We start from the raw sequence: 19,031 nt of genomic DNA on the forward strand, positions 1-19,031 counted from the left end.
CTTGCCGGCGAAGGCGTTGCCGAAGAAGTTCAGACGCGGTTCCATGACGATCTCCTGGTCCGATTCCAGATACGCACTTCAGACAGGGCAGCCCGACCGCCTGTGACAGGGAGGGCCGGCATTCGTCTCCGTCCGGCGAGTCCTCGCGCAGCCGGCACATCGAGGAGCCGCGCGCGAGGCTGGTGTCACGCGGACCGCCCGGCGGGCACACGGGGTACCTCGTCACGCTGGTGCGGGGCGTGAAGTGGCGCATGCGGAGGTCTCCGCGACGCGGTGGTACCGGCCCGCCGCCGTTCGGCGGGCCGAGGGGGTGCCTGCGAGGGCCTGACCCCCTCGGCCCGGGTGCGCGCCTCCGGGGGAGGGTCAGCGCCGCTCGGGCAGGTCGTGCTCGGCCGGCAGCGACTCCGCGCCCCGTGCGGGCGCGGTGGCGCCGCGCGCGGACGGCGTGGAATCCGGCTTCTTCCCGCAGAACGCGGCCTCCAGCGTGGCACCGAGCGCCGTGTTGGCCTCGCCGCGGTTGGAGGTGTTCGCCATCGCCGACAGGCTGCGGCGGCCGTCACGGGTCGAGAAGGCGTACGTGTAGTAGCCCTGCACGGTGCCGGTGTGACCGTAGACCTTCGTGCCGCAGGTCAGGTCGTAGCGGCGCAGGCCGAGCCCGTAGAAGCGGGTGCCGGTCGTGTCCGTCGGCGTCACCGTCGTCATGGCCTCCAGTGTGGCCGGGGACAGCAGCCGGCCGCGAAGGAGTGCGCCGGTGAACGTGTTGAGGTCGGTCGGGCTGGAGATGACCGCACCGGCCGACTGCGCCCAGGACACGGTCTGCTCGGTGGAGTCCACGAGGGGCGCGCCGGCCTCGTCGGGGTGCAGGTAGCCGCGTACGCGCAGACCCTTGATACGCGTGTCGGGATGCACGTACGAGGTCTGGCGCAGTCCCAGCGGCTTGATGATGCGGCGCTGGTAGGCGTCGGCCACCGGTCGGCCCGTCAGGCTCTCGATGAGCATGCCGACGACCACGAAGTTGGTGTTCGAGTACTTGTACGCGGCGCCGGGTTCGGTGGTGGGGGGCGCGGCGAGGGACAGGTCGAGGAGCTCCTGGTGGCTGAAGACGCGGTTGCGGACCGCCTCGAAGCCGGGCACCGTCTGCTCGAACATGGCCTCCGTGTAGTCGGGCAAGCCGCTGCGGTGCGTCAGCAGGTGACGGACCGTGATGCGGTCGTCGGGCAGCAGCCCCGGCAGATAGCGGTTGACCGGACGGTCCAGCCTCAGCCTGCCCTCCTCCGCCAACTGGAGCAGCACGACGGCGGAGAACGTCTTGCTGACGCTGCCGATCCGGAACCGGGCGTGGATGTCCATCGGCGCACCCGAGACCCGGTCACGGACGCCGACCGCGCGGCTCCTGACCCCGTCCGGGGCGGTGTAACGCGCCATGGCGCCCGGCGCGCCCTTGGCCATCGCGGCGTTCAGCGCCGCGACCACCCCGTCCATGTCGGGGGCGGGAGGAGCAGGCGTTCCGGCGACGGTACGTTGCGCGGCGGGAGCGGCCGTCGCGGTGGTGAGAGGAGCGAATCCCCCGGCGAGGGCTGCGATCACGGTGACGCCCAGGGTCAGACGTCGGCGTGGCGACAGTGACACGATGATTCCTCGATTTCTTCCTCGGACTGGTTCGGCGAGGTGCTCGGTGCTCGTGGTGGTCGGTCACGGGCACGCATGGGACATGAGTGCCTGAACGCGACCTCCGGTTGCAGAAACGCGGCGCGGGCACGGAAGGACACTCGGCGAGGGGCGAGGAGTGGCCGTTCCAGGGCCTCGCGCGGATGACGTGACGCACTGTCAGTGAGGCTTGCCGCGACGGCGAGCAGGGAGATCCTTGAGCGGCGGCCGCCGCTCGGGCGACCGGGCGGGCGGCGGCCGCGAGCACTTACGGGCCGGCGCACGGGTAGGCTCTCCGGCCGGACGGGCCCCCGCCCCCGGCGCGGACCGCCGCGCCGCACCCGCGAGTGCGTGCTGACTGCCGGACTCCGGCCGGATGCGCCTGCCCCTGGCGTGGACTGCCGCGCCGTTCCTGCGAGTGCGTGCTTGCCGTCGGTTTCCGGCTGGACGGGCCCCCGCCCCCGGCGCGGACCGTCGTGCCGCTCCCGCGAGTGCGCGCTCACCGCCGGACTCCGGGCGGGCCGGCCGGTCTCCGGCCCGGCAGAGGACGGGACAGGCTCACGCGGCCGGGCCGGGGCGTCCCACACGGGCCGCATCCGACCCATTGACCCCCTGTGAAGCCGGAACCTACGCTGTGCGACGTATATTCAGAAAGCGCTTTCCAGATCCCCGATCACGGTCCGCCCACCAGCCACCGGGAGCGCACATGACCGGTCGTCACCCACGGCTCAGCCGAAGGATCCTCTTACCCTCCACCGTCGTCACGGCGCTTCTCGCGCTCGTCGTGGCACTCGGCCTGGCCGCGCCCCCACGGGCCGAAGCAGCGGCGGCCTACCGGGTCCTGGTCTTCTCCAAGGTCACCAACTTCACCCATGACTCCATACCCGCCGGGATCGAGGCCATCAAGAAGCTCGGCAGCGAGAACGGCTTCGAGGTCGAGGCCACCGACGACGCCACGGCGTTCACCGACGCGAACCTCGCGCGCTTCCAGGCGATCGTCTTCAACAACACCAACTCCACTCCGGAGTCGGGCGATCTGCTCGACGCCGCACAGCGCGCCGCGCTCCAGAAGTACGTCCGCGGCGGTGGCGGCTGGGTCGGCCTGCACGCCGCCTCGGCCAGCGAACGCGACTGGACCTGGTACGAGGGCCTCGTCGGCGCCCTCTTCGACAAGCACCCCGCCGTCCAGACCGGGCGGGTCAAGGTCCTCGACCAGGCACACCCCTCCACCAAGGGCCTCCCGGAACTCTGGGAGCGCTCCGAGGAGTGGTACAACTGGCGCACCAACCCCACCGGCAAGGTCCACACGCTCGCCCAGATCAAGGTCCGCGACGGCATCACGGGGCTGGACGAGGGCGTCGACCATCCGTGGTCCTGGTGCCAGAACTACGACGGCGGGCGCTCCTGGTTCACGGCCGGCGGCCATGACAAGGCGGCGTTCGGCGAGGCGCCGTTCCTCCGGCACCTGCTCGGCGGCATCCAGTGGGCCGCGGGCGACAAGCCCGGTGACTGCACGGCCACCAAGACCAGCGCGTTCCAGCGCACCCCGCTGGTCACCAGCGATCTGGCCGACCCCTTCGAACTGGCCGTTGCTCCCGACCGCCGCGTGTTCTTCGTCCAGCGCACCGGCAAGGTCAAGGTGATCGACCAGCAGACGCTCAAGGTCACCACCGCCCTGGACTTCGCCTACACCCCGGAGATGACGAGCCAGTCCGACGGCCTCCTCGGCCTTGCGCTGGACCCCGGCTTCGCCGAGAACAAGTGGCTGTACCTCCTGAACTCCGACAAGACCGAGAAGCAGATCAACCTGTCGCGGTTCACGGTGACCGGCAACACGATCGACCCCGCCTCGGAGAAGCGACTCCTCGCGATCCCCACCCTGCGGGGCGAGGGCAGGGCCAACTCCCACATGGCCGGTTCGCTCGCCTTCGACAAGCACGGCGACCTCTACATCGCGACCGGCGACAACACCGACCCCTTCGCCTCGGACGGGTTCACCCCCATCGACGAGGGCGCGGGACGCCGTGCGTGGGACGCCCAGGGCACCTCGGGCAACACCAACGACCTGCGCGGCAAGATCCTGCGCATCACCCCGCAGGACGACGGGAGCTACCGCGTCCCCGAGGGCAACCTCTTCGCGCCGGGTACGGAGAAGACACGTCCCGAGGTCTACGCGATGGGCATGCGCAATCCGTTCCGCATCACCACCGATCCGCACAGCGGTGCGCTGATGGTGGCGGACTACGGCCCCGACGCCCGTCAGGCCAAGGCGGACCGCGGGCCGGAGGGGACGGTCGAGTACATGCGCATCACCGAGCCCGGGAACTTCGGCTGGCCGTACTGCATCGGCGACAACACCCCGTTCAACGACTACGACTTCACGACGAAGACGTCCGGTCCGAAGTTCGACTGCTCCGCCCCGGTGAACAACTCCCCGAACAACACGGGGCTGACCCAGCTGCCGCCGGCCCAGCCGGCCACCGTCTGGTACGCGTACTCCGCCTCGCCCGAGTTCCCCGAACTGGGCACCGGCGGCGGCGGTCCGATGGGCGGCCCGGTCTACGACTACGACCCGGACAACACCTACCGCACCAAGTTCCCCGAGTACTTCGACGGGAAGTGGCTCAACTACGAGCTCACCCGCACCTGGTTCAAGGCGTTCTCGATCCAGCAGAAGGACCAGACGTTCACCGACCCGCGCTTCGCCCCGGTGAAGGCAGGTGATCTGCACTCCATCAACGGGATCTTCGGCGACATGAAGTGGAACCAGCCCTTCGACGCCGACTTCGGGCCCGACGGAGCGCTCTACGTCATCGACTTCGGCCTCGGCAGCGGCACCGGCCGCGGCGGCAGCAACGAGGGTTCGGGGATCTACCGCATCGACCACGTCGGCGACGACCGCCTGCCGGACGCCAAGGTGACGGCCACGCCGGACAGCGGGAAGGCGCCGCTGAAGGTCCGGTTCTCCAGCGCCGGGTCGGGCCTGCCGAGCGGCACCCCGGTGACGTACGCCTGGGACTTCGACGGGAACGGCACCACCGACTCGACGCTCGCCGACCCGACCCACGTCTACCGGACCGTGGGCCGCTTCACCGCCCTGCTGACGGTCACCGCCCCCGGGAACCTCAGCGGTCTCGCCGTCACCGACATCACCGTCGGCAACTCGCGGCCCGAGGTGACCATCCAGCGGCCGCCGAACGGCGGGATGTTCAGCTTCGGGGACACCATCCCGTTCAAGGTCAAGGTCAAGGACCGCGAGGACGGACGGATCGACTGCTCGCGGGTGGTCGTCCAGTCGCAGCTCGGCCACGACTCACATCTGCATCCGCTGGACAACTACACCGGCTGCGCGGGCGAGATCCGCACGGACGCCGGCGACAGCCACGGTCCCGGCCAGAACCTGTACTACGGCATCACCGCCCAGTACCAGGACAAGGGAGCGCCGGGAGCACCGGCCCTCACCGGCTCCACCTCGCTCACGCTGCGCCCGGCCCTGCGTGAGGCGGAGCACCACACCTCCACCGGCGGCGCCCACGACGGCGTGGTGGTGGCGAACCGCGCGGACGCCTCCGGCGGCAAGCGGCTGACCGAGATCGAGGACGGCGACTGGATCCGCTTCGATCCCGTGCACCTCAAGGGAATCGACTCCGTGACGGTCGGCGCGGCCTCGGGCGGCCTCGGCGGCACCGTGGAGTTCCGTTCCGGATCGCCCACCGGCTCCCTCCTCGGCAGCGTGAGCGTGCCCGACACCGGCGACTGGGGCAACGTCGTCTCGCCGACGACGTCCCTGAAGTTCGCGGGGATCACCGCCCCGCTGTACGTGGTCTTCTCCAATTCGCAGTGGGCCGCCGACAAGCCGGACCTGTTCGCCGTGGACTGGCTGCACTTCAACGGTCGTGGCGTCGAGAAGCGCCCGGGCACCAAGGTCACCGTCAAGGCGGCTCCGGCCTCGGGCACCGCGCCCCTCGCCGTCCAGCTGACGAGCACCGTGAAACCGCTCGCGGGCCGCACCATCGCCTCCTACCACTGGGACTTCGGTGACAACACCAAGCCGACCGGTCCCGAGGGCGCGACGGCCACGCACAGCTACGCCAGGCCCGGCACGTACACGGCGCATCTGACCGTCACCGACGACGAGGGCGACACCACCAGCGCCTTCGCCCGCGTCACCGTGAGCTGAGGCAGGAGCGGACATGAGAGGAGCTGACATGAACGGCACACGACGCGCCTTCCTCGCCACCGCGCTGGGCGCGGCCGCGGCGACCGGCATGGGCGCACCCGCCCAGGCCGCCGGGACGGGCCGGTGCCGGCGGCGCATACCGCCGTCCGGCATCGGGATGCACCTGTACACCATGCGCACCCCACTCGCGACGGACTTCAAGGGCACCCTCGCGCGGCTCGCGGACATGGGGTACGCGACGGTCGGGGTGAGCGGCCGGCACGGCAACAGCGCGGCCGCGATCCGGACCATGCTGGACGAGACCCGCCTCAAGGCGGTGCTCGAACACGTCGGGTACGACATCGTCCGCGGCAGTGGTCTGCCCCAGGCCCTGGAGGACATCCACACCCTCGGCGCCCGCTGGATCGTCGTACCGAGCCTGCCCGGCGCCATGCACAACCCGGCGGGATTCCGGGAAGCCGCCCGGGAGTTCAACAAGGCGGGTCTCGCGGCCCGCGAGGCCGGTCTGGGACCGCTCCTGTTCCACAACCACGGCCTGGACCACGAGGTCGTCGACGGCGAGAACCTGTACGAGATCCTGCTCAGGGAGACCGACCCGCACCTGGTCGGATTCGAGCTCGACCTGTACTGGGCGGCCAAGGGCGGAGCCGACCCCCGGTCGCTGTTCGTGCGCCACCGCCGGCGCTTCCCCGCGCTGCACGTCAAGGACATGGCCCCGAACGGCGACTTCGCCGATGTCGGTTCCGGTGTCCTCGACTTCGCGTCGATGTTCGGGACGGCGGACAGCGGCGGCGTACGGCAGTGGCTGGTCGAGCACGACGCGCCGGCGGACCCGTTCGCCACGGCGCTGAACAGTCACCGGTACCTCTCCCGTCTGAGGTACTGACGGCGGCGGCACGCCGGAACGCCTGAGCCTCGCACCCCACGAAGGGGTGCGAGGCTCAGTGGCGTCGGCCCGCGCGCTCGTCCCGCGTGTCAGTCGGCGGCGGAGGCCGCGCCGAGCAGATGGCGGATTCGACCGGTGGCGTCCCGGAACTCCGGGCGCCCCATCGTCTCGGTGTAGTCGCGCTCGGCCGGCAGCCCCACCTCGATGACCTCCGTGATCGTGCCCGGCCGGGGGCTCATGACCACCACCCGGTCGGCCAGGTAGCAGGCCTCGGAGATGGAGTGCGTGACGAGCAGCACGGTGGTGCCCGTCTCCCGCCAGATCCGGTTGAGCTCCATGTTCATCTGCTCGCGGGTCAGCGCGTCCAGCGCGCCGAACGGCTCGTCCATCAGCAGCACCGGCGGCTCGTGCAGCAGCGCGCGGCACAGTGCCACCCGCTGCTGCATCCCGCCGGACAACTCGTGCGGGTAGGCGTCCTCGAAGCCGCCGAGGCCGGTCATGGCGATCAGCTCGTCGGCCCGCCGCCGGGCGGTCGCGGACGGCATCCTGCGCATCTCGGCCTGGAGCAGGATGTTGCGCCGGGCCGACCGCCACTCCAGAAGGGCCGCGCGCTGGAAGACGTAACCGATGTCGTGGCGCGGGCCGCGTACCCGCTCGCCGGCCAGCCTGACCTCTCCGGCCGACGGCTCCAGCAGGCCCGCGACCAGTTTGAGCAGGGTCGACTTCCCGCAACCCGAGGGGCCGACGAGGGCGACGAACTCCCCGGGTGCGACGTCGAGGGAGACCCGCTCCAGCGCGGTGACGTCCCGGTTCTTCGTGCGGAAGCGCACCGCCACGTCGGAGAGCCCGACCGCCGCCGGCTGCCGCTCGTCCTTGTCCAACCGCACAGCGGGCTCCCGCACCGTCGTCTCTCTCGCCATCGTCATCCCTTCGTCGCGGTGGCGCTGTCCCAGTAGTCCGCGACGGCCTTGGGGTTCTTGACCAGGCCTGCCTCGGCGAAGACGTCGATTGTCTGCTGCCAGTCGGCTTCGGTGTTGACGCCCGGTGCCTTGCCCTCGGTCGCCTGGGTGTGCAGCAGGGTCAGGGTCGTCCTGAACTGCTCGGACAGCACTTCCTCGGGCGGGAGTTGCTCGCTGGCGCCCTCCATCGCGGCGACGGCCGGGTCGGGGGACTTCTCCGCCGCGGCGAAGGACTCGCTGACCGCCTCGGCCATCCGGGCGGCGACGTCCTTCCTCTCGGTCAGGAAGCGTTCACCGGCGATGAGCCCGTTGGAGTAGAAGTTGAGCCCGTGCTCGGAGAAGCGCAGGTACGCGACGGGCTTCTTGGCCTTGTTCTGCATGGTGGGGCCCTGGTCGCTGGCGTAGCCGAGCAGTCCGTCCGTCTTGCCGGAGATCACCGCGGCGATCTTGCCCGCCGGGTCCGTGTTCTGGACCTTGACGTCCGACACCGCGAGGCCGTTCTTCTCCAGGAAGATCGGGAACGTCTTGGAGAGCGCGTCGCCCGCCGTGCCCGCGATGGTCCTGCCCTTGAGGTCGGCGGGGGACTCGATGCCCTGCGACGCGAAGAACTGCACGGAGGACGGCGTGGTCTGGAGGAAGACGCCGAGGCTCTTCACCTTGACGCCGGAGTCGACGCCGGACAGCACCGCGGGGGTGTCCGCCCAGCCGAAGTCGGTCTGGCCGGCGCCGGTGGCCTGGACGGTCTTCTGGGAACCCTGTCCCGCCTGGATGGTGAGGTCGATGCCGTGCTTCTCGAAGATCTTCTGCTGCTTGCCGTAGTAGAACGGCGCGTGCTCGCCGTACGGGTACCAGTTGAGGGTCAGGGTGACCTTGTCGAGCTTCTTGCCCGACGCACTGGTGCTCTGGTCCGAGCCGTCCTCACCGCAGGCCGTGGCGACCAGGAGGAGCGGAACGAGGCCGATCAGAACTCTGCGCGCGGTCATGGCTGTTCCTTCTGGGTCGGCGTGGGGGGTCAGTAGGCGGTGGTGGCACCGGAGTCGCGGCGGCTGGCGTGCCACGGGAGCAGGAACTTCTCGGCGATCTCGACAAGGACGAACAGGACCACGCCGATCAGCGACATCACGAGCAGCCCCGCGAAGAGCATCGGGGTGTCGAGGTTGCCGTTGGCCTGGAGGATGACGTAGCCGAGTCCCTCGTTGGCGCCGACGAACTCGCCGACGACGGCTCCGGTGACGGCGAGGGTGACCGCGACCTTGAGGCCGGAGAAGAGATGGGGGAGCGAGGCGGGGAAGCGGATCTTGACGAAGGTCTGCCAGGAGTTCGCGCCCATCGTCGACGACAACTGGAGCATCTCCGGGTCGACCGCCTTGAGTCCGGTCACCATCGAGATCACCACGGGGAAGAAGGCGATCAGCACCGCGATCAGAATTTTCGGGGCGATGCCGAAGCCGAGCCAGACGACGAACAGCGGGGCGACGGCGATCTTGGGGACGACCTGGGCGAAGAGCAGGATCGGGTAGAGCGTCCGCTCGACCGTCGACGAGTAGACCATGATCACGGCGGCGGCGACACCGACGGCGACGGCGATCAGGAAGCCCAGCAGCGTCTCGTAGGTGGTCACCCAGGTGTGTTGCCAGAGGTAGCCGGTCCGGCCGGTCAGGACGTCGAGCGTCGCGCCCGGCGAGGGGACCAGATAGGGCTCGACCAGTTCGGCCGCGGCGATCACCCACCACGCGCCGAAACAGGTCAGCAGCAGCGCCACGGGGCGCCAGCTTCGCTCCAGGGCCCAGGTGATCCGCTCCGCGGCCCCCGGCTTGTTCCGCTGGGCAACTCCCGCCACCTTCTCGGGCGTTGCGTCGATGACGCTCTGGCTCACGGTCAATTCCTCCGGTTGACGGAGTGGTTGCGAAGAGCTGCGGGACGGTCTGCCTGGATAACGCTTTCAGAAAGCGCTTTCTGATAAGGTGTGGCCACGCTAGTGACTGCCTGTGCGCACGGTCAATAGGCCGTCCCGAAGTTTCGGGGGTGCGGTGAGAGAACGGCATGCGACACCCGTCCATGTGACGCTCGACGTCGTGGCGCGCGAGGCCGGCGTCTCCCTGGCCACGGCTTCCAGAGTGCTCAACGGGACCGTGAGGGTCCGGGAGGACCTGCGCCGCAGGGTCCGCGCGGCGGCGGACCTGCTCGGGTACATCCCCAACGCCCATGCCCAGGCGCTCGCCAGTGCCTCCAGCCGCACGGTCGGGCTGATCTGTCACGACGTCGGCGATCCGTACTTCGCCGCGATAGCCGCCGGAGTGATGCGCGCCGCCGCCGAGCAGGACCTCCTCGTCATGCTCGCCGGCACCTTCCGCGAACCCGAGCGCGAGATCGCCTACGTCTCCACGCTGCGCGCCCAGCGGGCCCGCGCCATCCTGCTCATCGGCTCGGGCATCCAGGACCGTGCCTGGGAGCGGGCCCTCGCCGCCGAGCTCGAACCGTACGTCCGTGCCGGCGGCCGGGTCGCGGTGGTGAGCCGGCACCGCAGTCTGCGGGTGGACGCCGTGCTGCCCGAGAACAGGGCCGGGGCGGCGGCGCTCGCACGGGCCCTGCTGGACCTCGGTCACCGGGAGTTCGCCGTGCTCAGCGGACCGCCCGAACTGACCACCGTCTCCGACCGGCTGGCGGGTTTCCGCGCGGGCCTGGCCACGGCCGGCGTCATGCTGCCCCCGGAGCGCGTCGTGGAGGGCGCGTTCACCCGCGACGGCGGATACGCGGCCGCACGCGAGCTGCTGGCCCGGCCGGACCGGCCGACCTGCGTCTTCGCCCTCACCGACGTGATGGCGGTCGGGGCCCTCGCCGCGTTCCGTGAGCAAGGCGTGAGGGTCCCCGAGGACATGTCCCTGGCCGGATTCGACGACATCCCGCTCGTACGGGAGCTGTCCCCGCCCCTGACCACCGTCGCCCTGCCGCTCACCGAGATGGGGCAGCAGGTCATGGCCCTCGCGCTGCGCGAGCCGAACGGCCCGCGCTCACGCGTGGTGCGGGCCGGGGGCGAGGTCGTCCTGCGGGCCAGCGCGGCGCCACCGCCCTCTGACTCCCCTGGACGAAGGGCCCGTTGACCACCGCGCGCACTCTCCTGGGCGCGCCATCGGCGCGTCCGTTCCCCAGGGATGTGCTCGTGGCAGCGGGCCACGAGCCGCCTCGCGGAAGCGCTGGATCCGCTCATTCCCCGTCCTCCAAGTCACCTCGTCGCGCCGGACTTTGAACACACTGATGACAAAGTATGGACATGACAAGCGGAAGTCTCCTACCTTTGCGGCGCAACCGCAGGCTCCGCCACGGAAGAAGACCGGAACGGAATCCGGCACGGTCCGGTCCCCAGCCCAGGAGGACCAATGCGCCACCGCCTGTTCCCCGCCGTCCGAAGACACCTCGTTCCCCTGCTGACGTCGGCCGTCCTGGCCACCGGCGCCCTGGCCGCCCCCGCGGCCGTCGCCGCCCCGGCCGACATCCCGCCGCAGGAGCCCGGGGTCACCCTGCGTGTGTTCGACGTGCAGACCCCGCTCAGCGAGTTGTGCACCCTGAAGCCGGGCCAGACCCCCAACCACGACAAGCTCATGCCGACGATCGACTGGTCCACGGCCGGGGACTTCGGCGGCATCGAGGACCGCTTCGTCGCGGAGGCCACCGGCTATCTGGTGGCGCCGAGCGACGGGTCGTACGTCTTCCGCCTCACCAGCGACGACGGCTCGCGGTTGACGCTCGACGGCCGGACGGTGATCGACCACGACGGGCTCCACGGAGCCGAGCCGAAGGACGGCGCCGTCCATCTGACCGCCGGAGCGCACCCCCTGCGCATCGACCACTTCGAGCGCGACGGCGGCCAGCGGCTGCACCTCTCCTGGAAGCCCCCGGGCGCCGGTGACTTCACCGCGGTGCCCGGCGAGGCGCTGAGCACCGACGCCGGCGTGGTGCGCGTGACGGCGCCCGGCCGCAAGGAGTGCGAGGCGAGCGGCGACACCCCCGGCGACGGACTGCCCCTCACTTCCGTGCGCCCCGACCTCACCCTCACCGACCTGCGCCCCGACGGATTCGAGCCCCAGGTCACCGGCATGGACTGGCTGCCCGACGGACGGCTCGCCATCAGTACGTGGGGCGGCAGCGGCAACGTCGCCGGAGAGGTCTACCTGCTCGACAACGTCACCGGCGCCACCAGCCGTGACAAGGTCACCGTCGAGAAGGTCGCGAGCGGGCTGCGCGAGCCCATGGGCATCAAGTACGTCGACGGGTCCCTGTACGTCTCGCAGAAGCACGAGCTGACCCGGCTGGTCGACCGCGACGGCGACGACGTGACCGACGAATACCGCACGGTCGCCACGTGGCCCTACGGAGGCAACTTCCACGAGTTCGCGTTCGGCCTGCTCTACCGCGACGGCCACTTCTACGTGAACCTGTCCGTCGCCATCGACTACGGCGGCGCGACGACCACACCGCAGCCGGCGCCGGGCCGCGGCACCACGTACAAGGTGAACGAGAAGACCGGCCGGATCAGCCCGGTCGCCGGTGGCCTACGCACCCCGAACGGAATCGGATGGGGGCCGGACGGCGGCCTCTTCACCACCGACAACCAGGGCGGCTGGCTACCGTCCTCGAAGCTGGTCCAGATCAAGCAGGACCGCTTCTTCAACCACTACACCGAGCCCGCCGGTCCCTTCGAGGACTCACCCGTCACCGCGCCGGTGCTGTGGCTGCCGCAGAACGAGATCGCCAACTCCCCCTCCACGCCGCTGTATCTGAGCAAGGGCAGGTTCGCCGGGCAGATGCTGATCGGCGACGTCACCTACGGCGGCCTCCAGCGCGCCTACCTGGAGAAGGTGAAGGGGCAGTACCAGGGCGCCGTCTTCCGCTACACCCAGGGCCTGGAGGCCGGCGTCAACCGGATCACCCTCGGGCCCGACGGCGCGATCTACGTAGGCGGTCTGGGCGCCGACGGCAACTGGGGCCAGGAGGGCAAGCTCCGGTTCGGCCTGCAGAAACTGACGCCCAACGGCGGCGACACCTTCGACGTCAAGACCATGCGCGCCGTGCCCGGCGGCTTCGACCTCACCTACACGCAGCCCGTCTCCACCGAGACGGCCGCCCGACTCGCCGAGCACTACCGGGCCGAGCAGTGGCGCTACACACCGACCACCGACTACGGCGGCCCGAAGATCGCCGAGGAACGGCTCGCCGTACGCTCGGCGACGTTGTCCGAGGACGGCCTCACCGTCCGACTGCGGCTGGACGGACTCAAGGCCGGTCATGTGGTGCATGTACGCTCCCCGCGCCCGTTCACCTCGGCGTCCGGTGAGTCGCTGTGGAGCACCGAGGCCTGGTACACGCTCAACGAGATCCCCGGCAAGCAGCCCCCGCCCGCGACCCTGTACGAGGCCGAGGAGGCCCGACTGACCGGCAAGGCCGGCATCAACACCGACCACACCGGCTACTCCGGCAGCGGATTCGTCGACCGGTACGCCACCGAGGGCAAGGTCGGCACGACCTTCGACGTGACGGTCCCGAAGTCGGGCTCCTACGACGTGAACCTGCGCTACTCCAACGGCCCCCACCCCTTCCAGGGCACCAAGTCCCTGTCCCTGTACGCCAACGGGAAGAAGGTGCGGCAGACCGAACTCCCCTCCACGGGCTACTGGGACTCCTGGTCCACCCGGACGGAACGCCTGACCCTGCGCGCGGGCCGCAACGAGATCGCCTACCGGTACGACGCGGGCGACACCGGGCACGTCAACCTCGACCTCGTCACCGTGCATCCGCACGGCACCCCGGTCGCCCTCTTCGACGGCACCGCGGCCTCACAGGACCGGTGGCAGCACACGGACGGGCGCGGCACGGCGTGGCCGCTGACGGACGAGAAGTCGATGGAGGTGTGCTGCGGCGACCTCCGCACCAAGGACGCCTACCAGGACTTCGCACTGCACGTGGAGTTCCGTGTCCCGCTGCTGCCGCCGGACGTGACCGGTCAGGACCGCGGCAACAGCGGGATCTACCTCCAGGAACGCTACGAGCTCCAGATCCTCGACTCCTACGGTGACACCACACCGGAGTCGAACGAGGCCGGTGCCTTCTACCTGAAGAAAGCACCCGACGTGAACGCGGCGACGGCGCCGGAGACCTGGCAGACCTACGACATCGTCTTCCGCGCGGCCCGCTACGACGCCGACGGCCGCAAGACCGCCGACGCCCGGGCGACGGTGACATGGAACGGCAAGAAGGTGCACGACGACATCGCTCTCGACGGGCCCACCGGCGCCGGCCGGCCCGAGACCCCCGCCGCGGGGGCGATCCGGTTGCAGGACCACGGCAACAAGGTGCGGTTCCGCAACATCCGGGTGCAGCCCCTGGGATGAGGCGCGGTCGCCCCTCGGCGGGCCCGGGGCCGGCGGGATGAGCCGTCGGCCCCGGACACGTCCGCGTGCGGACCGGTCAGCCGGTCGTCCGGGCACTGTCCGCCGCGTCCGCGGAGTGCAGCAGGCGCAGGAACGCCTTCACCCCCGCGATGATCTCCTGGTTGTCGGTGAGACGGTTCACCGTGGCCTCGAACTCCCTGCCCAGCGCGGCGATCCTGCGGTCCGCCTCCCCGGCCCGTTCGTACGTGCTCATCGCCAGCGCGTCCACCGAGCGGCGCAGTTCGGCCAGGGACCGGTACTGTTCCTCGGCCTTTTCCTCCAGGACCCGCGCACCGGCCTCGGCGCGCTCCAGGCGCCCGTGCAGCTCCACGACGTCGTCCCGTGGATGGGTGACGTCCTTCAGGAGAGTCCCCAGCCGGCGCCGGAGCTGCCCGAAATAGGCGCCTGCCGGGCGGAAGAAGGTGCTCAGCAGGAAGAACGCGGCGAACCAGTAGCCGGTGAACCCTCCCGTCGCCCAGGTGACCGCCAGGACGACCGCCGCGGTCAGGACATGGCCCGCGACGGCTGTCCGCAGCATGGCGCGGGCGATGCGGGTGGCTTCGGCGTCCCGGGCGGGGGAGACCTCGATGCCCTTGTCACGACTCACCGCGATCTCGGCCAGCACCGCGTGCGCCCGGAAGTACAGGTTCCACGGCAGTGTGAGCAGGAGCAGCAGCCACAGAAGACTCAGGACGCCCGCCCCGGCCGCGAACACCACCTCCGGTGGCGCCCCGGCCGCATGGGCGAGGACCAGTGCCCCGGCTGCCGCCACGACCGCCACCACCGCTGCCAGAAACCTGCCCACGCCCACGCCCCCGTGCTTCCGTCCCGATGTCCTGGGTGCCCATCGTCGCGGACCCCGCGCGGGCAGGCATGAGTAGGCGTACTCAGTACGAGGCTAGGGCCGGGGGGCCCGCCTGTCCTTGCGCTGCTCCAGTTCCTCTTCGTCGACGAGGACGAGCATGGGTTGGTCGGGCCGGCACATCATCGTCACGACGAACCGACTCGGCATGTCGGTGCGGTTGTTGCCGTCCTGGTAGTGGATCACGTCTCCACCGGGCTCCCAGAAGGCCTCTCCGGCCCGGACCACCCGTTCGGGCTCACCTTCGAGTTCGAAGAGCATCTCGCCCTCCAGCACATAGCCGAAGGCCGGTCCGAAGTGGCGGTGCGGGGGTGTGCCGGGGTCTCCCGGGGGAAATTCGACGAGCACTGTCATGACGTGTGCGCCGTCCGGAACCGAGGGTGGTTGCGCTTCCTGGATGACGGTCACCGCGGTCTTCCATGCCTCGGATCGCTGCCCCTGGCTGCCTGGGGAGTGTGCGTCCTGTCCGTTGTTCGGCATCATGCGACCTCCTGTCCGTGCCTCGCAGCACGGGTGGGATATACCGGGACAGATTACTATTTCCCTGGACAGAACAGCCATCAGAAGGGTGTGGTCATGAAGTTCACCGTCCTGGGGGGCAGCGGCCGGATCGGCTCACAGGTGGGGGAACGGCTGAGAGCGGCCGACCACGAGGTGGTGTCCGCCTCACTGTCGAGCGGGGTCGACGTCCTCAGCGGCAAGGGCCTGGACGAGGCCGTGCGGGGTGCCGATGTGGTGGTGAACCTGATCAATTCGCCGACGTTCGACGACGCGTCCATCGACTTCTTCGAGACGGCGATGCGCAACGTCGTGTCCGCGGTGGACTCGGCCGGTGTGCGTCACCATGTGATCGTCTCGATCGTCGGTGTGGACCAGGTGCCCGAGCTCGGCTACTACCGGGCCAAGACGCTCCAGGAGCGGGTGGTCCGGGATGGTCCCACGCCCTACTCGATCGTGCGGGCGACGCAGTTCTACGAATTCGTCGACGCGATCTTGTCCTGGACGGCCGAGGGCGACACCGTCCGTCTGCCGTCCACCCCGGTGCAGCCGATGGCCGCCGCCGACGTGGTCGCGGCGGTCGTCACGGCCGCGTCCGAACCTCCGCTGCAGGGCATCCGCAACGTCGCGGGCCCGGAGGTCTACAACCTCGACGACCTGGGCCGCATCACGCTCAGGGCGCATTCCGACGACCGTCGTGTGGTCACCGACGAGCAGGCCGGCATGTTCGCCGTCGTCAAGGGAGACGTGCTGACGGCGCCGAAGGACGCCGTCCTGGCCGCCACGAGCTACGAGGACTGGATGCAGGCGCAGCAGCGGTAGCCCGGCCGCCGCGCGGTCCGCGAAGCGGTCAAACGGTTACACGGTGGGACACCCCGCCCGCTATTTGTCTCGCGAGCGAGATATGCTGGTGTCGCGGAATGGGTCCGGCTCGATGGACCGGGGCAACGAGTGGCGCTGCCCGGTGGCGCCGTGCCTTCCGGTGCACCGCCCCGCGCGGTGCACACCGACCGCCATTTCTCGCCGTGAGGACCCTGTGGACGCCAGCAATGAGGCCGCGCGCGGCCTGACCGACATAGAGGGTTACCTGTACTGGGAGGCGTATCGCCGTACCGCGCACCGCCGCGCGACCGACCTCGTCGGCCGCGTCACGGGGCTGAACGAGCAGCAGAAGGCCGAGATCGAGTGGTGGTACGTGCAGGAGCAGCTCTGGGTCGGCCGGTCGATGTCGCAGCACCTCACCGACCACATCACAGCGGTCGAGGACCATCATGCGAAGCGATACGCACGGCTGCGCCGAGGTGTGCGCGGCGCGACGGCGCTCAGCACCTCGCTGGTCCTCACTCTGTGCTGCATGGTGCTGCTCGCCGCCTCTGGATGACCCGCGCCCGCCGGCGGACGACTCAAGGTGCCGTTTCCAGCCCCACCAGCACCTTGCGCAGCAGGCCGGCGACGGCGGCCCGCTCGTCGGGTTCCAGGAGGGAGACCAGGTCCCGCTCCCAGGCGAAGTACGCCTCGAGCCGGCGGTCCAGCTCCGGCAGGACGTCGTCCTTCAGGCTGACCCGTGAGCTGCGCCGGTCGTCGGGCGAAGCGGTGCGGTCGATCCAGCCGACACGTTCCAGACGGTTGAGCCGGCCGCTGAGTCCAGCGGAGGACACGGTCACCGAACCCCTGAGCTGCCCGGGTGTCAGCACATGCGGAGGGCCTGTCCGGCGCAGCGCCAGGAGCACGTCGAGGTCTCCCGCGTTGGCGATGCTCAAGCCGTCCTGGCTCCGCAGCTCCTCCTCCATCAGCTCCTCGGTCAGCCGAGCCGTGCGGAGCAGGCGCGCGATCACGGCGCTGGACGAGACGTCGAGCTCGGGCCGTTGGAGCTGCCATTCGCTCAGGATGCGATCCACACTGTCATTCTCGTGGGGATCAGTGTCAAAGCGTGTTCCCATGGTGTGACCGGGGGCTACGCGCGCTTGGCGCGGTAGAGGCCCCGGCCGCTCCGCCGGATACGGGAGGTGCCGACAAGGCGGTCGAGGGTGCTGCGGACCGCGTTGATGCTTCCGCTGTCGGTGTCGCGCCCGAGAGCCGCGGCCACGTCGCGGGCCCGCACGTCCGCCTGGCCGACCGTGGCGAAGTACTCGAGGATCTGCTCGGTGAGCCGGCCGTACTTCCGCTGACCCTCGGCATCCATGTCGGCGGAGGCGGATACGACGGCTGAGGTCGAGGGAGCCGGGTGGACGGGCTCCCGCGCGTCCTGACCGCGCATCGGCCCTTCGGACCGCGGCCCGGACACCGGCGCCGCTTCGGTCGAGTTCCGCACCAACGCCTCGATCGCACCGAGTGCGCGCTGGACGGAGCCGAGGTGGGCCACGACGGCGGCCAGCTCCCGCTCCAGTGCCTGCTTCTGCAGTTCCAGGCGGGCCAGGTCCTTGTGGAGGCTTTCAGCCGTGACCGCGATGGCGCGCGGAGCGTGGGTGCCGGAGACCATGTGTTCCTCTCATTCTCAACCCATTGTGTCGCGTCCCTGGTGACTCGTACCGCGGTGCCTCTCGGCCGTGCACCGTAATGGGCACTTTCATCATAGGCAATCCGGCACCCCGGATCACAGACGTTTCCCGCGAACGCGCGGAACACGGTGGTGCGCCCCGAGGCGCCCGGGGCGATACGTCTCACACCGCCCTGAGCCGGAGATGCTGTCACAAAATGTGGACGGTCCTGGTCAAACATTCAGATGTGACGGTTCAGCCGAGCTGAGCTGCAGCCCGGAACGGAGACATCAGGACGATGGACCTAGAGACGTCCCTCAAGGAGAGTTCCCTGGAGGAGGCCGTTTCTGTCTTCGTGCACTTCCGCCCCCGCCTTTTCGGTATCGCCTACCGGATACTGGGCAGCGCGGTCGAGGCCGAGGACGTGCTACAGGAAGTGTGGCTGCGCTGGCAGAGGACCGACCGGAGCGTCGTGGTCAGCCCCGTGGCGTTTCTGACCGCCACGACCACCCGGCTGGCCATCAATGTGACACAGTGCGCTCGTATGCGGCGCGAGACCTACATCGGCCCGTGGCTGCCGGAGCCCATCGACACGAGCGGCGACCCGCAGCTCGGAGCCGAGCGCGCGGCGGCCATCGAGCTGGCGCTGCTCCATGTGATGGAGAAGCTGACGCCCACCGAGCGGGCCGCCTACGTCCTGCGCGAGGCGTTCGCCTACTCCTACGAGAAGATCGCTGAGATCCTGCAGATCACCACCGTCAACGCACGCAAGATCGTGAGCAGGGCCCGCAAGCGCCTCTCCACCGACGGACGCAGGACCGTCGACATGGAGGATCACCGACAGCTCCTGGAAGCATTCGTCTCGGCGTCGCAGACGGGGGACGTCGCCACGCTGGAAGCCCTGCTCTCGCCGGATTCCGGCGGCCCGGCCGGCGACGGCGGTGCGTGAGGTTCCCTCCCCTTGGAGACGTGACCCCTGCCGTCGTCGCTTTCGGGGATGACGGCTCGCTGAGACAGGAAGAAGTGCCCGCCGCGACGCGGCGGGCCCTTTATATAGTGAAAAGCGGTCCTGCTTTGTTGGGGCCCCGTGGATGTTC

At 70.0% G+C, this 19,031-nt stretch carries 14 protein-coding genes and 1 pseudogene; 7 read left to right on the forward strand and 8 right to left on the reverse strand.

Features of this window, described 5'->3' with window-relative positions:
- Positions 1-363: 363 nt before the first annotated feature.
- The gene (locus ACWCPM_RS33250) at positions 364-1,629 is read right to left on the reverse strand and encodes a serine hydrolase domain-containing protein (RefSeq protein WP_450979993.1); all 1,266 of its coding nucleotides are present in this window, start codon (positions 1,627-1,629) and stop codon (positions 364-366) included.
- A gap of 724 nt (positions 1,630-2,353) precedes the next feature.
- Here ACWCPM_RS33250 and ACWCPM_RS33255 point away from each other — a divergent pair.
- Together ACWCPM_RS33255 and ACWCPM_RS33260 are read left to right on the forward strand one after the other, a co-directional pair.
- Entirely contained in the window at positions 2,354-5,827 is a 3,474-nt protein-coding gene (locus ACWCPM_RS33255) for a ThuA domain-containing protein (RefSeq protein WP_450979994.1), read from the forward strand.
- Between the two features lie 28 nt (positions 5,828-5,855).
- Complete coding sequence (locus tag ACWCPM_RS33260) at positions 5,856-6,713, forward strand: sugar phosphate isomerase/epimerase family protein (RefSeq protein ID WP_450979995.1); 858 nt, start codon at positions 5,856-5,858, stop codon at positions 6,711-6,713.
- 89 nt (positions 6,714-6,802) lie between these two features.
- Here ACWCPM_RS33260 and ACWCPM_RS33265 read toward each other — a convergent pair whose 3' ends face one another.
- From ACWCPM_RS33265 to ACWCPM_RS33275, 3 genes are read right to left on the reverse strand one after another with little or no spacing between them, the layout of a single operon-like run.
- On the reverse strand, positions 6,803-7,639 hold the full coding sequence (locus ACWCPM_RS33265; protein WP_450979996.1) for an ABC transporter ATP-binding protein: 837 nt from the start codon (positions 7,637-7,639) through the stop codon (positions 6,803-6,805).
- A complete protein-coding gene (locus ACWCPM_RS33270; protein ID WP_450979997.1) occupies positions 7,636-8,655 on the reverse strand; it encodes an ABC transporter substrate-binding protein in 1,020 nt (339 codons plus the stop codon). Before ACWCPM_RS33270 ends, ACWCPM_RS33265 begins: the two co-directional genes overlap by 4 nt.
- Positions 8,656-8,684: 29 nt before the next feature.
- Positions 8,685-9,554 carry an ABC transporter permease gene (locus tag ACWCPM_RS33275; protein WP_450979998.1) on the reverse strand — a complete coding sequence of 290 codons (870 nt, stop codon included), beginning with the start codon at positions 9,552-9,554 and terminating at the stop codon, positions 8,685-8,687.
- Positions 9,555-9,732: 178 nt separating this feature from the next.
- Here ACWCPM_RS33275 and ACWCPM_RS33280 point away from each other — a divergent pair, with 178 nt between their 5' ends.
- Positions 9,733-10,773, forward strand: coding sequence for a LacI family DNA-binding transcriptional regulator (locus ACWCPM_RS33280; RefSeq protein ID WP_450980006.1), 1,041 nt, complete (start codon positions 9,733-9,735; stop codon positions 10,771-10,773).
- Positions 10,774-11,049: 276 nt separating this feature from the next.
- Positions 11,050-14,058: a family 16 glycoside hydrolase gene (locus ACWCPM_RS33285; protein ID WP_450979999.1), complete on the forward strand. Its 3,009-nt coding sequence runs from the start codon at positions 11,050-11,052 to the stop codon at positions 14,056-14,058.
- A gap of 76 nt (positions 14,059-14,134) precedes the next feature.
- On the opposite strand, the gene ACWCPM_RS33290 is transcribed toward ACWCPM_RS33285, so the two are convergent.
- Positions 14,135-14,902 carry a hypothetical protein gene (locus ACWCPM_RS33290; protein ID WP_450980000.1) on the reverse strand — a complete coding sequence of 256 codons (768 nt, stop codon included), beginning with the start codon at positions 14,900-14,902 and terminating at the stop codon, positions 14,135-14,137.
- A gap of 93 nt (positions 14,903-14,995) precedes the next feature.
- The gene (locus tag ACWCPM_RS33295) at positions 14,996-15,442 is read right to left on the reverse strand and encodes a cupin domain-containing protein (RefSeq protein ID WP_450980001.1); all 447 of its coding nucleotides are present in this window, start codon (positions 15,440-15,442) and stop codon (positions 14,996-14,998) included.
- Between the two features lie 93 nt (positions 15,443-15,535).
- On the opposite strand from ACWCPM_RS33295, the gene ACWCPM_RS33300 reads away from it, so the two are divergent.
- The gene (locus ACWCPM_RS33300; protein WP_450980002.1) at positions 15,536-16,279 is read left to right on the forward strand and encodes an SDR family oxidoreductase; all 744 of its coding nucleotides are present in this window, start codon (positions 15,536-15,538) and stop codon (positions 16,277-16,279) included.
- Between the two features lie 214 nt (positions 16,280-16,493).
- Complete coding sequence (locus tag ACWCPM_RS33305; RefSeq protein WP_450980003.1) at positions 16,494-16,838, forward strand: hypothetical protein; 345 nt, start codon at positions 16,494-16,496, stop codon at positions 16,836-16,838.
- A 22-nt stretch (positions 16,839-16,860) separates the two neighbouring features.
- On the opposite strand, the gene ACWCPM_RS33310 is transcribed toward ACWCPM_RS33305, so the two are convergent.
- Both ACWCPM_RS33310 and ACWCPM_RS33315 read right to left on the reverse strand, forming a co-directional pair.
- Positions 16,861-17,355: a MarR family winged helix-turn-helix transcriptional regulator gene (locus ACWCPM_RS33310; protein WP_450980004.1), complete on the reverse strand. Its 495-nt coding sequence runs from the start codon at positions 17,353-17,355 to the stop codon at positions 16,861-16,863.
- Positions 17,356-17,411: 56 nt separating this feature from the next.
- Positions 17,412-17,936 (reverse strand): hypothetical protein, encoded by a 525-nt coding sequence (locus ACWCPM_RS33315; RefSeq protein WP_450980005.1) that lies wholly within the window; start codon positions 17,934-17,936, stop codon positions 17,412-17,414.
- Positions 17,937-18,232: 296 nt separating this feature from the next.
- Here ACWCPM_RS33315 and ACWCPM_RS33320 point away from each other — a divergent pair.
- A pseudogene (locus tag ACWCPM_RS33320) lies at positions 18,233-18,853 on the forward strand (sigma-70 family RNA polymerase sigma factor); the annotation flags it as partial.
- Between the last annotated feature and the right edge of the window lie 178 nt (positions 18,854-19,031).

It is taken from the genome of Streptomyces sp. NPDC002309 (assembly GCF_053593375.1).